Genomic DNA, 14,372 nt, shown 5'->3' on the forward strand with positions numbered 1-14,372 from the left:
CAGAAGAACGACAGTCTAGCAACCGCCGCGGCTATTGTCGCCGTCTACAGCGCCATTGCGGCAATCAGAAGGCATGTTGCGCACCGGCTCTGGCGCCGCGGGGCAGGGTGGCCCTAGGATGATCGGAAGCTGTTCTTGGGGGAGATAACCGTGCGGTTCCAATTCGGCGCGCAGCACAGCATCACGGTCAACATGCCCGACCGCGACAGGTTGTTCGGCGAGATCCGCCGCCGGGTCCGGAACGGGCAGGGGTTCGCGCTGGCAACCCTGAACCTCGATCATCTGGTCAAGCTGTCGTCCGACCCGCGCTTTTGCGAGGTCTATGCCGGGCAGGACCTGGTGGTCGCGGATGGCCGGCCGATCGTCTGGCTGTCCCGCCTCGCGCGGCGGCCGGTCCGGGTGATCCCCGGCTCGGACCTGGTGCTGCCGCTGGCCGGGCTCGCGGCCGACGAGCAGGTGCCTGTCGCCCTGGTGGGCGGCAGCCGCGAGGCCCTGTCCGACGCGGCCCGCGCCCTGTGCGAGGCCGCGCCGGGACTGCGCATCGTCTACAGCCACGCGCCGGTTTATGGCTTCGATCCGGTGGGGGCCGAGGCGGACCGGATCCTGAACGACCTGCGCAAAGCCGGCGCGGGCCTGTGCTTTGTGGCGCTGGGCGCACCGAAGCAGGAGAGTTTTGCACTGCACGGTCGGCGGATCGCACCCGCGGTGGGCTTCGTGTCGGTGGGGGCGGGGCTGGATTTCCTCGGTGGCCACCAGGTCCGGGCGCCGCTCTGGATGCGTCGCATGGCCCTGGAGTGGCTGTGGCGGGCGGCGGGTGATCCGCGCCGGCTGGTGCCGCGATACCTGGCCTGTGCGGCTATCCTGCCGGGACAGATACGTGACGCGCTCAGGCTGCGCCGCTCAGGTGCGGAGTGACCCGGCGCGGGCTCAGAAGCCTAACAGGTTGGCCTCGTCGATTGCCTTGCGCAGGAAGGTCTCGCGGTCCGTCACCGGCTGCCAGCCCAGCCGGTCCTGCGCAAAGGTGCTGTCGAACCGGCTTAGATGCGCCCGCGACAGCCAGTCGCGCAGCGAGGGGCGGGTCAGGCCCTCGCGCCGCAGCACACGGGTCTTGAGCGCATGTTTGACTGCGTCCGCCGCAAAAAGCAGGCGCAGATTGCCGCGACTGACCCGGATCCGCGCGCGCAGCCGATCCTCGATCGCGTCGAAATAGGCCTGTGCGCCCAGCATGGGCGGTGCCACGAGGTTGAAGCTTTCGCCCTCGATCCCGTCCGCCTCGCCCATGCGGATCAGCGCATCGACGCAATCCTCGATCAGCACGAAGGGCAGCGGGTTGCGGCCGTCGCCCCAGATCCGCACCGCTCCCGCGCCGTGCCAGCGCCCGATGCCCCAGTGCTGCAGGGGCCCGCCGCGTCCCAGTACGATGCCGGGCCGCGCGATCGTCACGGGCAGACCCTTGGTCCGGTGCAGGGCGAGTAGCCTGCGTTCACACTCAGCCTTGCTGCGGGCATAGAGGTTGCGGTCGCTCATGTCCTCGGCGAAGCCGGTCGCTTCGGTGATGACTTCGTCGGGATCGGACATGTCGTAGGACGCGATAGTGCCGGTATAGATCAACCGCCGGACACCTGCCGACAGCGCCGCGCGGCCGATGCGCTCGGTCACGGCCACGTCATTGGCCAGGCAATCCTCCCAGCTGTCATCGACCGACCGGGCGAGGTTCCAGACGGTGTCGATCCCCGCCATTGCCCGGGCCAGCCCGTCGCTGTCGCGCAGGTCCACGGCCACCGTCTCGACCTGCTCCGGCAGGTCGGCGAAAGGCCCGGTCTTGCCACGACTCAGCACCCGCACGTCGCGCCCGCGCGCGACCAGCTCACGGGTCAGCGCACGCCCGATGAAGCCGGTGCCGCCGATCACCAGCGCATCAGGGTCCGGCTTGCGCGCGGCCTTTCGCGGCGGTGTTGCGCCGGGCAGGCCGGCCTTGGCGATGAGCTGATCCAGGGCGCCCATCACCGGCTCGGCCGTGGCGCCGGCAAACCGGGAATCGGGGGCGGCGTCGGCGCGCAGGGGGCCGTAGATCCCGTTCATCATCCCGCGAAAGCTGAGCGGGTAAGGCGACTTGCGATTCAGCGAGACCAGCTGGACCGCGGCTTTGGCCGCACCGTTGCGCAGGTGTTGCCAGGCCAGCGCGGCCTGACGACGGGCCGGATTCACCACCAGGTCGGACGCGTTCTCGGCGTCGATCACCAGAGTGTCGGCGGCAAGATCCAGCCGCGCGCTGGCCGTCGAGCCGCGCAGGGTCAACGACCGGTCATCCACGGTCTCGACCAGCGACAGGATCAAGGTCAGGTCCACGTCGCCGGCCCGGGCCGTGATGCGCCAGCTTTGCGGCAGGTCCACCCCGCCCGGCAGCGTGATCGGCTTGCCCAGGCTGACATGCTCGACCTCGACCGGGCCGAACAGGTCGTTGGCGAAGGCCATCAGGTGCGGCCCGAATTCCAGCGCCAGGTGGCGCGGCTCGCGCAGCAGCCACAACGAGAACGGCCCCGAGCGCAGCGGCGGCAGGGGATAGCACCACCGGATCTCGGCCCCCGAAATGCGCCCCAGAGCGCCATCGGCCAGTTGTTTCCTGAGGCGTTCATATGACGGCAGGCCAAGGAAATTGTGCCCGCAATGGAAACGTCGGTCGGCGGCTTGCGCGGCTGCTTCGATTCGCGCGGCCTCGGTCGCGGACAGGGCGACAGGTTTCTCGACCAGCACGTGATGACCGGTCTGCAGGCACCTTATGGCCAGCTCGGCATGGCTGTCGGGCGGTGTCAGGACATGCACAGCGTCGCACAGGCCCGAGGCCAAAAGCTCGTCGGTGTCATCAAAAGCCCGCGCGCCGTGACGCTCGGCCAGCGCCTGCGCGGCGCCGGGCGCGCGGTCACAGATGGCGGTCAGGTCCAGACCGTCGGTCGCCGTGATGGCATCTGCGTGCCAGCCGGCGATGTATCCGGCCCCGATCAGGCCGATTCGGATCGCGGTGTCGGTCATGGGCTCACTGATACTCGATGATGCGGGGGGCGTGCCGGCGCAGCCGGTGGGCAGCATAGCGGATCATGCCGACAAGGTTGGGAAATTTCGACGCGACCAGGAACAGCGCCTGATGCGCGGCCTCGACCACGGGCAGGCCGTCGCGACGCAAGCCCTGCCAGGCCCGCAGAAAGGACAGCGCATAGAGGGCGCTCGCCAGCAGCAGGGCCGGCGCGAACCAGATTCCGCTCAGGGCCAGCAAGGGCAGCAACAGCCCAAAGACGATCACCCGCCGCCGCTCGGCCCGGAAATGTCCGGGATGCATCCGGCCGACCTGGGCAAAGCCATGGCCCGCGCGCTCGGCACGCCGCCACCATTCCGAAAACCGCGTCATCCCGGCGTCGTGGCGGGTCATCGGCGACGGCAGGCGTTCCAGCCGCCAGCCTTTGCCGGCCAGCCTGAGACAGAATTCGTCATCCTCGGCGGCGATCACCGTTTCGTCGAACCCGCCGACCTGTTCAAAGGCCGTCGCCCGCACCATCATGTCGCCGCCGCAGGTGGTGATCGGCCCCGCAGGCCGGTGCCATTCGTGGTCGCAGATGCGGTTGTAGATGCTGGCCTCGGGCGCGACCTCGGAGCGCCATCCGGTAACCAGCCCCAGGCCGGGACCGGTGTGCAGATGGGCGACGGCCCGTTCGATCCACCCCGGCTCGAGCTGGCAATCGCCGTCGATGAACTGCACGAATTCCGGTCTTTCGTCCCCTTGCATGAGCTCGGCATATCCGGCATTGCGTCCGCGTGCCGCGTTGAACGGACAGGCGGGGTCCAGTTCGACCACCGCCACACCGGCGGCGCGCGCCGCCGTGACGCTGCCATCCCGCGAGCCGGAATCGACATAGACAATTCTGTTGGCCTGACCGGTCGCCGCCTCAAGGGCCCGGACAAGCCGCGCACCTTCGTTGCGCCCGATCAGCACGAGGCCCACGGCGCCGGGACCGGGCAGGTCCGGATCGGCGGCTGGCTGCGGCAGATCTTCAAAGGATGACAACGGGTTCTCCGGCAGGAAACGGGGCGGGCGCGCGCCGAATCTTAAGCAGGCTTTCACCGCAAAGTCCAAATCCTCTTGCGCGTCACGCATCCGCGAGGCAGCAAAGGGCGGGCGATTTCGGACGCCCTGCATCCAGGAGAGCGACTTGACCCGGAACCACACCATCCGGCGACGTGTCCTGCAAAGCGCGGAGGCGTCTGTCACGATGCTCAGCCTTGGCTGCGTGACCCAGGACTGGCGCGTCCTGCGCGGCGGTCAACCGGTGCCGGTCGTGCTGGGGTTCTCGGATCCCGAGGCCTATCGCGGAAACCCGCACTACATCGGCGCGATCGCCGGGCGCGTCGCCAACCGGATCTCGGGTTCGGGTTTCGATCTTGGCGGGCAGCGCTGGAGGCTGGAGGCGAACGAGCCGCCAAACCACTTGCACGGCGGTCCCGCAGGGCTGTCGCACCGGAATTGGCAGATGGAGCCGGACGGGGCGCGCGCCGTGCGGATGCGTGTTACGTCCGAGCATGGCGAGGGTGGCTATCCCGGGCGGCTGGATGTCGAGGTGACGGTCACGCTGAGCGGGGCGCAGCTGTGCTATGAGATGGTGGCCCGCAGCGACCGACCGACGCCGGTGAACCTGGCCCAGCATTCCTATTATTCGCTGGGCGCGCCATCAGTGCGCGACCTGCGCCTGACCGTGCCGGCCGCGCACGTCACGCCGTGCGGGCCCGCGATGCTTCCGATCGGCGAAATCCGTCCGGTTCAGGGAACGCCGCTGGACTTCCGCAACGGCCGCAGGATCGACCTCGCCGATCCGCAGGGGCAGGGCATCGACCTGAATTATGTCCTGTCCGGGGACGAACCGGTCACGTTGCGCGGAAACGGGATGCGGCTGGAGCTGCGCAGCGATCAGCCGTGCCTGCAGCTCTATACCGGCCACAAGCTGTCGCCGGGTGCAGCGCCCTCGGGCGGGCTTGTCCACACCCCTTTTGCAGGCCTGTGCCTGGAGCCGCAGGGATATCCCGACGCGGTCAACCGGCCCGAGTTTCCCAGTCCGCTCGCCACGCCCGAAGAACCGTATCGGCAGCGCCTGACCGTCACCATCGCGCCGGAGGCGGTCGGTTAGGCGGTTCCGTCCAGCGCCGCCAGGGCGATATTGGCCACCTCGTCCAGCGCAAAGGCCCCGGCGCCGCGCGCCCACATCAGGTCGCCCCATTTGTGCACCCGGATTTCGGGCGGCGGCCGGTCGGTGCGGGTGGTCAGGGCCTGCATCCGTTCCAGCACGGGATCGTCATAGAGATGGTCCAGCGGCATCCGCTCGCCGGCCAGGATGATCAGCGACGGATCGAAGAGGTTGACGAGGTTGGCCAGCCCCATCGCAAAGACCTGCCCGGCCCGGTCCAGGATCCGCCGGGCGGCCCGGTTGCCGTCGCGCGCCGCCGCAAGCACCGCGGTCGCCGGATCGTCCATTGCGCCCGGGATTGCCCCGGCGGGCAGGGCGGCGGCCTCTCGGGCCAGCGCGTAGTCGGCCACATAGGCCTCGAGGCAGCCGCGCTGCCCGCATCGGCAAGGCGCCCCGTCCAGCTCGACCTTGACATGGCCGAACTCGGCGCCGCAGCCGCGTGTTCCACGATAGGGGCGGCCGCCGATGAACAGGCCCAGCCCGACGCCGCTTTCGATGGTGACGACCAGGAAGTCGGACCGACCGCGGGCCAGCCCGAACAGGCTTTCGGCCAGCGCAACCAGGTTGGCGTCGTTGTCGACAAAGGCCGGCATGCCGAGGTGGTCGGCCAGGATCTGCGCAAATTCCACGTTGCGCCCGGTGAGCGACGGTGACCAGTGGACCAGGCCGCGCACGGCATCGACTACGCCCGCGACCGCAACGCCCAGCCCCGAGATCTCGCCGACCGCTCGACCGGCGCGCTGCGCCAGCGTTTCCAGCGCGGCGGCGATCCGCTTGGCCAGCGCCTCGGCGGTCAAGGCTTCACCGGTCATCGGCTGTTCCAGTTCGGCCAACCGGGCGCCGCCGAAGTCCAGCAGCACCAGCGACAGGCTGTCCGTGCCGATGCGCAGGCCGGCCACCAACCGGGCCGCGCCGCGGATCTTCAGGTCGACGCGGGGCCGGCCGCGGGCGGGCGCGGCATCGCCGCCATCCCGCGCCACCTCCTCGATCAGCCCGGCGCGCAGCAGGTCGGCCGTGAGCCCGGTCACGGTCGCCCGGCTGAGGCCGGAGCGCGCGGCCAGGTCGATGCGGGCCACGGGACCGTTGGCGCGGATCTCGCGAAACAGAACCCGCCGCCCGGTTTCCCTTTGCAAAACAGTCATTTGGTGTCGGCCCCGTCACCAAGATCAGCGGAAACGCGACTGTAGTCCGATTTAATTTGATTTCCAAATTAAAATCCGCGAAGTTGCGCGCAATTCAGGTCCCAGCGAGTCAGGAACAGGAAAATGACCGTACTCGTCGCCGATGTCGGCGGAACGAACGCGCGTTTCGCCTTGGTCTCGGATCAGGGGGTCGGCCATGCCACCCGGGTCGAGAACGACCGCTATGCAACGTTCTACGCCGCGCTCCAGGCCTATCTGGACGGGCGGGACATCCCCAAGCTGTCGGGCGCCTGCGTCGCCGTCGCAGGGCCGGTGACCGGCGATCATGCCCGGCTGACCAACCGCGACTGGGACTTTTCGGTCGACCGGCTCAGCGACACGCTGTCGGGACTGGCCAATGTGCAGCTGGTGAACGACCTGGTGGCGCTGGGCCATGCGCTTCCAGCGCTTGGGGCGTCCCAGTTGCAGGAGCTGCGCGGCGCATCAGGGCCGTCCCTGAACGATCAGGCGGTCGTGGCGGGGCTGGGCACCGGATTCAATGCCTGCGTCACCAAGGGCGATGTCGTGCTCGAGTTGGAACTGGGCCATGCCAGCCTGCCGGCCAGCGTCGCGGGCGTCCTGGCGCAGGAGGTCGGCGAGGCCGCCGACCGGTTCCGCAGCATCGAAGACCTGTTCTCGGGGCGGGGCCTGTCGCGTCTGCACGCTGCCCTGTCGGGCCGCGATCTGCCGGGGCCCGAGATCCTGCAGGCCTTCGCCGACGGTCGATCAGAGGCCGCGCGCCGTGCCGTGATGCTGACCGCGCGGCTTATGGGCGTTCTGACGCGCGAGATGGTGTTCCAGTACCAGCCGTTCCACGGCATCCATTTCGCCGGTGGTGCCGCGCGTGGTATCCTCGGCTCTCAGGCGATCGAGGAATTCAGTGCCGCGCTGGACCACGATGGTCTGTTCGCCGAGCACGTGGCCCAGGTGCCGATCCGCCTGATCACCGATGATGCCGCGGCCCTGCTGGGCGCGGCCCGCTGCGCCGGATGGCAGAAAGAGGAGGCGTGATGTCCCGACAACCGTTCCGCTGGGGAATCCTGTCCACCGCCAAGATCGGGCGCGAGCAGGTGATGCCGGCCATTGCCCGGTCGGAAGACGGCGTGATCCACGCCATCGCCAGCCGCGACGCCGACCGCGCCGGCGCGCTCGCCGCCCGGTTCGGCGCCCCGCACTCCTATGGCGACTATGACGCGCTGCTGGCCGACCCGGAGGTGGACGGGGTCTATCTGCCGATCCCGACCGCGCATCACGCCGAATGGTCGATCCGCGCCGCCGCCGCCGGCAAGCATGTGCTGTGCGAGAAACCCATCGCGTTGCAGGCCGGGCAGATCGACGAAATCATCGCGGCTCGCGACACGCATGGCGTGGTGATCTCCGAGGCGTTCATGGTCTGGTATCATCCGCAATGGCACAAGGTGCGCGCGCTGATCGCCGAAGGCGCGATCGGGCGGCTGCGGCACGTGTCGGGTGCGTTCTCATACCACCTGACCGATCCGGCGAACATGCGCAACAAATCCGAGCTGGGCGGCGGCGCGCTGCCGGATATCGGGGTCTATCCCGTGGTCACGACGCTGATCGCCACCGGGGCCGAGCCGAGGGGTGCAACCGCGCAGGTTGAGTATTCGCCCGAGTTCGGCACCGACATCTTTGCCCGGGCCGATGTGGCCTTTGACGGTTTCGCCCTGTCGATGCATGTGTCGAGCCAGATGGCCCTGCACCAGTCGATGCGGTTTTTCGGCGAAACCGGCTGGATCGACGTGCCGGCCCCGTTCAACCCGCTGGGCTATGGCGATGCGCAGGTCATCCTGCATGACCAGAAGAACACGCAGACCCAGGTTTTCCGCTTCGGCGAGGTGAACCAGTATGCCTTGCAGTCCGACGCCTTTGTGCGCGCCAGCCGCGGTGAGTCGGACGAGGTGTTTCCGCTGGAGTTTTCGCGCCGCGTGCAGCAGGTCATCGACGAGATCTACCGGGCGGGCGGCCCGCGCCCTCAGTAATCGCGCTGAAAGAAGATCCCCAGCCCGGTCTCGCCCTCGTTGTCGACCGAGCCGCGCACGGTGAAGTTGTCGGTCACGTCCAGGTTCAGGTTCAGCTCGGTGTCGCCCTGCGTGTTCACAGTCACGTCGGAATACAGGTTCTCGCCCAGGTAGCCGCCGAGGCCCAGCTGGCCCGCGCCGCCGGAATCGGTGCCGAGGTCGATGGATTCGGCGCCGGTGCTGTCGCGCAACCCCTTGGTGGAATCGCCGCCGGCGCCGCTGAGCTGCGCAAGCGACGCGGCCATCTGCGCGATGACGAAAGGCGACAGCTCGGAAAAGCGGCTGCCGAAGAGCAGCATGGCCAGCGCCTCTTCGGGCGGGCGTTCGGGATCCGAGGTCACTTCTATCTCGGGCAGGTCGACCGGCCCCGAGATCTGGATGCTGGCCTCGCCATCCTCGGTCGTGGTCGACGAGACGAACTCGATATAGGGCTTGAGGCTGCCCTGCAGCGCGATCACGCCCTTGTCCAGCGACAGGCGCCGCCCCAGGATGTCGAACACACCTCGGATCAGGTCGATCTGACCCGAGGGCGTGATGTTGGCCACGGTGCCGCCGATATTGATCGCCCCGCCCAGTTCCGCGTTCAGGCCGCGACCGCGCACGAAGATTCGGTTGGGGGCCAGGATGTCGATGTTCAGTCCGATCTGCGGCCCGCCGCCGCCTCCGCCGGTGTCTTCCTGGATCAGCCCGGCCTTGCGGCGTGTGCTGCGCACCTGGCCGGGTTCGCCCAGATGCACGATGTCGGGGATCGGGGCGGCACCCGCGGCGCCCGTCGATGCGGCGATGTTGATATTTGTCTCGCCGATCCGGACCTGACCGGTGATCGCGCTGTTGCCGGCCAGCGCGCCTGACATCACCAGGCGGCCATCGGCGCTGCTTTCATAAAGCGCGTTGTCGGTCAGGATCAGCTGGTTCAGGTCGACGGCGATCTGCCCGTTGAAGGGCGGTGTCAGTTCCACCGGTCCGCTGGCCCTGATCGTGCCGCCGGCGCGCAGGGCCGCACCGATCTCGATCGCCGCCCGGCTCTCGGCCAGGCGGACCGTGCCGCCGATATCGGTCAGCGTCTGTCCGGCACCGGGAATGGCCAGCGAAGCGCCCGAGGTCGAGACCGTCCCGCTGAGCGCCGGCAGGCCCGGCTTTCCGTCCAGCGCCAGGTCGAACTGCGCGGTTCCGCCGATCTTGTTGGGTGAGATGAAGGTGTTGGCGATCCCGAGGTTCAGCGCGCCGTTGGTGTCGAGATCGGCAAGGCCGCTGGCCTCGTCATAGGTGCCGGCGATCATGGCGTCGAAGCCGCCCGGGCCGGTCGCCTCGGTGTCGATGGTCCAGACCCCGTCGGTGCGGTCGGCGTTGCCCTTGGCCGTGATCACGCCGGGGAAATCGGGCAGGAACCGTTCCAGACGATCCAGCCGAGCGTCGAAATCCACGTTGGCGCCGCCGTCGAACGTCACGTCGCCGTCCAGCAGCGCATAGGAGGATTGCGGACCTTCCAGCCGCACTTCGCCCTGCAGCCCGCCTTGGGTCCGCGCCACGTCGCCGGTCAGCGTCAGCGGCCCCGACACCGTCGGCGTGATGCGCCCGAGATCGTCTAGCACGGTCCTGAGCCGCAACCGTTCGCCGGTCTTGCGCAAGGCACCTTCGGCGGTTGCGGTCACTGCGCCGGTGTCGAGATCCAGCTCGTCGATGTCGATGCCCTCGGCGTCGTTGCGCGCGTCGAGGGTCAGGCTGACGGGCGCGGTGATCAGCGCGTCGGCCTGGGCTATTCCGGTGGCCAGATCCCGGGCGTTCAGGTTCAGCCGGATATCCAAGACGCGATCGGTTATCGTGCCGCTGCCGGACAGATCGGCGTTAACCGCGCCCTGCAGGTCCTGCCCGGCCAGTCCGGCAAAGCGGGACAGGTCGGGGATTCGGGCGCTGGCGCGGCCCACCACCTCGGGCGCGCCGGCCTCGATGCCGGTCACGGTGGCGGCCACATCCGCGCTCGCGCTCGATCCGTTCAGGCGCAGGTGCCGGATCAGCAGCCCATGCTTGTCATTGCGCGCGTCCAGCGACAGCCGCGTGCGACCGGCGACAATCGGGTCGAGGTCGGCCCGCCCGGTGGACAGGTCATTCGCCACCGCGTCGACCTGCAGATCGAACTCGCGCGTCTCAAGCGTGCCGCTGCCGGCCAGATCGATGCGCGCATCGCCACCCAGATCCATGCCGGCCAGCTGCGAGAACGGCGCCAGATCGGCGCTTTTCACCCGCGCGGTGCCGTCCAGCGTCAGCAGGCCGCCCGGTTCGGTAACGATGGCCTGCGCCTCGGCCGACAGGGCCGCGCCATCCACGGTCAGGCTGCGCAGCCTGGTGCCGGTGTCGTCGCGCAGGGCGCTGACGAACACCTCGGTGCGCCCGGTCAGCAGGGGGTCGAGCTCGGCCATCCCGCTTTCCAGGTCCCGGCCGCTTGCCGTCAACTCGAAGTCGAAGCTGCCGCCCAGCGGCGTGCCGGTCCCGGTCAATTCCGCCTCGACCATGCCGCCAAGATCGCGGCCCGCCAGGTCCGAGAATCGTGCCAGGTCTTCGGCCTCGAGCGCCACGGTTCCGTCCATCGCGAAGCCGCTGTTCAACCCGTCGATCTGGGTATCCGTCCGCATCGTGAAGTCGCTGCCGGCGAGCACAAGGTCGTTCAGCCGCAGCTTGCCGTCGCCCACCAGGTCGAAAAGCCCGTCCAACGTCACCCTGCGTCCGACCGCGCGGGCCAGTGCGGGGTCGCTCGGATCCAGCCCGTCCAGCGCCACCTGCAGGTCGCCCGAAACCCGCCGCGTGCCCTCGGTCTCGACCGTGCCTTCGCCGCTCAGCCGGATGTCGGCCAGCTTGACCTGAGGCGTCTCGACATCCTCGGCGGTGACGCTCAGGGTCCAGCCCTTGGCCGTCCCGCTGTCATAGAGCGCCGAGATCTGCGCCTGCCCCAGTTCGACACGTGGATCGGCCACCGGCAGCACGACCCGCTCGCCCGACGGCGGCGTGATGCGGCCCTGCAGGGCCAGCCGTTCCAGCACGCCGCTTGCGGCCAGCGCCATGTCGCCCTCGATCCGCAGCGCGCTGGAGTTCAGATCCAGCTCGGAGATTGCCAGCCGCCCGTCCGAGGCGTTGAGGCCGCTCAGGCGCAGGCGGGTGTCGGTGCCAAAAAACGGCTGATAGGCCGGTTCGAGGAACGGCGTCATGTCGCCACCAAGATCGGCCGAAAAGGCGATGCCTGGCGGTGCGGCGTCGTCGACCTCGGTCGCGCTGCGCAACCGCACCTGGCCTGTGACGCGGTCCACCTCGTCGCTGGCCAGCGCAATGTCGGCGGTGAAGTCCGTCAGCGGGCCCGAGCCCTTGGCCGTCAGTTCCAGCGACGGCGCACCTGGAAGGCCCAGGGCGGTCGAGATCAGTCCGCCGCCATCCTCGGTCACGTCCAGGTCCAGCGTGATCTCACGGGTTTCGTTGCTGAACGCCGCCTGCAGGCCGATCTGGTCGCCGGGCCGGTCCAGGCGGGTGATCGTCAACCCGGTATCCAGCGAGCCGTCCGCCAGCGACAGCGCGCCGGCCAGCTGCAATTCCGCCGCGCGCCCCAGGACCGGTTGGCCCAGCTCCAGCCGGTCGACGCGGATCTCGCCCAGTTCCACCGACACGGGCAGTTCCGGCAGGCTGAAGGGCTGTGCCGCCGCGCTGGGCGCTTCGGTCTCGGTCGTGGTGGTTGTGGGCTTGCGGGCGACGACGATCTCTTCGGCCGAAAGCTCGTTGACCGAGAAACGCCCGCGCACCAGGGCCAGCCGGTTCCAGTCCAGCGTGGCGTTCGAGATGGTCAGCCAGACGCCGTCATCGTCGGCGACGGTGATCTCCTCGATCGAGGCGCTGGCGCTCAGCGCGCCCTCGAGGCCGCGCACCTTGATGAAGCGGCCGTCGCCCGACAGGTTGTCTTCCAGAAACCCGACGAGAAAGCCGCCGGCGTCCTCCTCATCCTCCTGCTGGGCGGGCAGGGGCGCGGGCACGGTTGCAAGGCAGGCCACCGCCGCAAGGGGATATGCGATGCGTCTCATCAGAAGGCCTGACCGATGCCGATGTAGAACTGGAACCCGTCGCTGGTCGATCCGCTGACCGGATAGGCCAGGTCGACCCGCAGCGGCCCGAACCCGCCCAGGTCATAGCGCAGGCCGAGGCCGGCGCCGGAATGCTCCTCGCTGTCCGAGTTGACGAAAGCGTCCCGGCCCACGATGCCCAGATCGTAGAACCCCACCAGCGAGATCCTGTCGGTCACGCGGCCCCGGATCTCGGCCGAGATCCCCGCGAAAGAGCGCCCGCCGGCGATGTCGCCGTTCACCGGAACGCCGAGGCTTTCAAAGGGTTGGCCGCGCACGGATCCCGCGCCACCCGAGAAGAACAGGAAATCCGGCGAGATCTCGTTGATCGACGGGCCGACAACCGAGCCCAGCTGCATCCGACCGGCCAGGACCAGCCGCCCGTCGGTGCCCATGTCCCAGTAGGCCCGCCCGTCCAGCATGGCCTGCAGCCCGGACTTGGTGCCTGAGAAGCCGAGGAACGGCGTGGCATCGGCCCGCAGGAAATACCCCGCGGTGGCATTTGTCTTGTCGTTGCGCAGATCCCATTCGCCGGTGACGGGCGCCACCAGATAGCGGAACTTGCGCCCCTCGCCAAAGGCGTCGTCGGCGTCGGAATACGTCACGCCGACATAGGCCTCCAGAAAGGCCTCATCCGAGAAGGTCCGCCGGGCGCCGATGCCCAGCGTGCCGCTGAGGATGTCGTAATGCGTGCGGTCGCGCGTCTCCAGATTGATCAGGTAGAACACGTTGTCGTCCGGCCCAAGACGGTCGGGGCGGTTCAGGCGCAGGCCGATCCGGCCGTCGATGTCCTCGTCGCCGCCGATATTGCGGATCGCCGCCTCGAAGCGCAGGTTCTCGGCCCGTCCCATCAGGTTGCGATGCATCCAGGTGGCCGAGACGTCGAGGCCCGAGCTTGACGACAGCTCGACGCCGAAGGTCAGACGCCGTTTCGGCTGGTCCTCGAACTCGGCGTCGAAATCCAACGTGCCGTCGGGGTTGGCGGTTTCGCGCTCGCGCAGGGTGACCGAGCTGAACGTGCCGGTGCGGCGCAGGCGGGTGGCCACTTTTTGCGCCTTCTCGGGCGAGTAGACCTCGCCGGTGGGAAAGCCCGCGATCCGGCGGATCGCCTCGGCCTGCACATCGGTGTCGCCGCTGACGGACATCCGGCCGAACCTGAGCTTGCGTCCGGGTGCGAGCTCGACCTGGGCGTTCAGGCGCGCCTCGGCGTGGCGGGCGGTGATGCGCTGGCCGCCGACATCGGCCTTGGCATACCCGACGCGCCGCCAGCCGCGCACGCCGGCGGAGGCCGCATCGCGGATCGCGCCGGTTGTGGCCGGCTGACCCGGCGCATAGGTCTCGGGGATCTCGGTCTCGGGCGCCAGCGGGCCGATTTCGGCCGTGCCGAAGCGGAACACGGGGCCGGGCCGGACGGTGATGTCGATGCGGCGCACCTGCGACGGCGTGTTGAGCGGATCGAGATTGGCCGCCTCGCGCCCGTCGACCCGGATGTTCACGACCGGGCTGAAATGACCCTCGTCATAGAGGATCTGCACCATCGTGCGGTAATCCGAGAGCGCCGCCGAAATCAGCTCGATCGGAGTGTCGAGGCCGCGCCCCTCAGCGCCGATGACCGAGGAGCTGGCCCGCAGCCGCTCGGTCAGGTCCTCGCTTGCGCCGGGTGCGCTCAGCGAGGTCTCGACCGCGCCGGCCAGGCCCGGGATCCAGATCGCGGCGGCCAAGGCCAGCACGTGCCTGATCCCGGTGCGGCGCTGTCGTGTCATCATGCTGCTCCACTCGCCTGATCGGCACCAGGGCCCGCGCTTGCAGAGCGTCCGCCGCCACCGT

Annotated in this window: 9 protein-coding genes; 4 read left to right on the plus strand and 5 right to left on the minus strand. The window is 69.0% G+C overall.

Annotated elements, in window-relative coordinates:
• Nucleotides 1–150 precede the first annotated feature (150 nt).
• A complete protein-coding gene (locus BMX57_RS03210; RefSeq protein ID WP_373283079.1) occupies nucleotides 151–915 on the plus strand; it encodes a WecB/TagA/CpsF family glycosyltransferase in 765 nt (254 codons plus the stop codon).
• Between the two features lie 12 nt (nucleotides 916–927).
• Here BMX57_RS03210 and BMX57_RS03215 read toward each other — a convergent pair whose 3' ends face one another.
• Nucleotides 928–3,030, minus strand: a complete 2,103-nt coding sequence (locus BMX57_RS03215) for an NAD-dependent epimerase/dehydratase family protein (protein WP_092362477.1) — start codon at nucleotides 3,028–3,030, stop codon at nucleotides 928–930.
• A 4-nt stretch (nucleotides 3,031–3,034) separates the two neighbouring features.
• Entirely contained in the window at nucleotides 3,035–4,057 is a 1,023-nt protein-coding gene (locus BMX57_RS03220; protein WP_373283078.1) for a glycosyltransferase family 2 protein, read from the minus strand.
• Between the two features lie 145 nt (nucleotides 4,058–4,202).
• On the opposite strand from BMX57_RS03220, the gene BMX57_RS03225 reads away from it, so the two are divergent.
• Nucleotides 4,203–5,171 carry an aldose epimerase family protein gene (locus BMX57_RS03225; RefSeq protein ID WP_143057872.1) on the plus strand — a complete coding sequence of 323 codons (969 nt, stop codon included), beginning with the start codon at nucleotides 4,203–4,205 and terminating at the stop codon, nucleotides 5,169–5,171.
• On the opposite strand, the gene BMX57_RS03230 is transcribed toward BMX57_RS03225, so the two are convergent.
• Nucleotides 5,168–6,370 (minus strand): ROK family transcriptional regulator, encoded by a 1,203-nt coding sequence (locus tag BMX57_RS03230; protein ID WP_177175371.1) that lies wholly within the window; start codon nucleotides 6,368–6,370, stop codon nucleotides 5,168–5,170. The genes BMX57_RS03225 and BMX57_RS03230 overlap by 4 nt on opposite strands.
• 123 nt (nucleotides 6,371–6,493) lie before the next feature.
• Between BMX57_RS03230 and BMX57_RS03235 the strand changes: the two genes are divergently transcribed.
• Both BMX57_RS03235 and BMX57_RS03240 read left to right on the plus strand, forming a co-directional pair.
• Complete coding sequence (locus tag BMX57_RS03235) at nucleotides 6,494–7,420, plus strand: glucokinase (RefSeq protein ID WP_092362483.1); 927 nt, start codon at nucleotides 6,494–6,496, stop codon at nucleotides 7,418–7,420.
• Nucleotides 7,420–8,409 (plus strand): Gfo/Idh/MocA family protein, encoded by a 990-nt coding sequence (locus BMX57_RS03240; protein WP_092362485.1) that lies wholly within the window; start codon nucleotides 7,420–7,422, stop codon nucleotides 8,407–8,409. Before BMX57_RS03235 ends, BMX57_RS03240 begins: the two co-directional genes overlap by 1 nt.
• Here BMX57_RS03240 and BMX57_RS03245 read toward each other — a convergent pair.
• Together BMX57_RS03245 and BMX57_RS03250 are read right to left on the minus strand one after the other, a co-directional pair.
• Nucleotides 8,403–12,506, minus strand: a complete 4,104-nt coding sequence (locus BMX57_RS03245; RefSeq protein ID WP_092362487.1) for a translocation/assembly module TamB domain-containing protein — start codon at nucleotides 12,504–12,506, stop codon at nucleotides 8,403–8,405. The two genes, BMX57_RS03240 and BMX57_RS03245, sit on opposite strands and share 7 nt — an antisense overlap.
• Nucleotides 12,506–14,308, minus strand: coding sequence for an autotransporter assembly complex protein TamA (locus BMX57_RS03250; RefSeq protein ID WP_229724183.1), 1,803 nt, complete (start codon nucleotides 14,306–14,308; stop codon nucleotides 12,506–12,508). Before BMX57_RS03250 ends, BMX57_RS03245 begins: the two co-directional genes overlap by 1 nt.
• Nucleotides 14,309–14,372: the final 64 nt, after the last annotated feature.

Source organism: Cribrihabitans marinus (assembly GCF_900109035.1).
GTDB lineage: Bacteria > Pseudomonadota > Alphaproteobacteria > Rhodobacterales > Rhodobacteraceae > Cribrihabitans > Cribrihabitans marinus.